Annotated in this window: 1 protein-coding gene; it reads left to right on the top strand. The window is 70.8% G+C overall.

Annotated features, from left to right (window positions below; genetic code table 11):
• Positions 1 to 932: arginine N-succinyltransferase (locus AC1DZ6_RS25745; RefSeq protein WP_477099919.1), on the top strand; the 932-nt coding region annotated here is incomplete at its 5' end.
• Positions 933 to 1,023 lie beyond the last annotated feature (91 nt).

Below are 1,023 nucleotides of genomic sequence, written 5' to 3'. Positions count from 1 at the left end.
GCTTCACCAGCCTGCCGGAGGACGAGCACACCCTGCGCGCCCGCCTGGCCCTGTCCGAAGCCAGCTTCCTGTCCGAGGTCGCCGCGCCGGAGGCCTGGTACACCCTGATGCTCGAGGACCTCGCCGAAGGCGACGTGGTCGGCGTGGCCGGGGTCAAGGCGGGGGTGGGGCTCAAGCGCCCACACTTCTCGTTCCGCGTCGTCACCTTGGCTCAGTCTTCGCCCACCCTGGACAAGCGGTTCGACCACCGGGCCCTGGTGCTGGTCAACGAGTGCGCAGGCTGGTCGGAGGTCGGCTCGCTGTTCCTCAAGCCCGAGCGCCGCAAGGGCGGAGCGGGACGGCTGCTGGCCCAGTCGCGCTACATGCTGATCGGGCTGGAGCCCCAGCGCTTCGCCGAGATGGTTCTGGCCGAGCTGCGCGGCTGGTTCGACGAGGACGGCGGCTGTCCGTTCTGGGACCACGTCGCCAGCAAGTTCTTCCGGCTGGAATTCGACGAGGCCGACATGATGAGCGCCTCGACCGACGGCCAGTTCATCCTCGACCTGGCGCCGCGCCATCCGATCTATGCCGAGCTGCTGCCGCAGGCGGCCTCGGAGACCATCGGCCGGGTGCACCGCGAAGGCGAGGCGGCGCGGGCCATGCTGGAGACCGAGGGTTTCCGCTTCTCGGGTCTGGTCGACATCTTCGACGCCGGCCCGACGGTGGCGGCGCGGCGGGACGACATCAAGACGGTGCGCGAAGGCCGCCGGCTGCGGGTGCGACTGGGCGAGGACGCCTATGGCGAGGAAGCCCTGATCTGCTCGGGCGCGATCGCTCGGTTCCGAGCGGTGCGCGCCCCGGTGCTGGTCGACGGCGAGAGCGCGATCATCAGTCGGGACGCCGCGGCGGCCCTGGGCGTCAAGGACGGCGAAATGGTGCGGGTGAAGGCATGAGCGGCGGCGTGTTCATCGAAGGCGTCTGGCGGGCGGGCGCGGGTTCCGAGGCGACCTCGGTCGATCCGACCACCGGCGAGGTGATCTGGCG

The sequence above is a fragment of the Caulobacter sp. P1_B12_2 genome (assembly GCF_056406675.1).
This window is presented reverse-complemented; position numbering and strand designations above follow the sequence as displayed.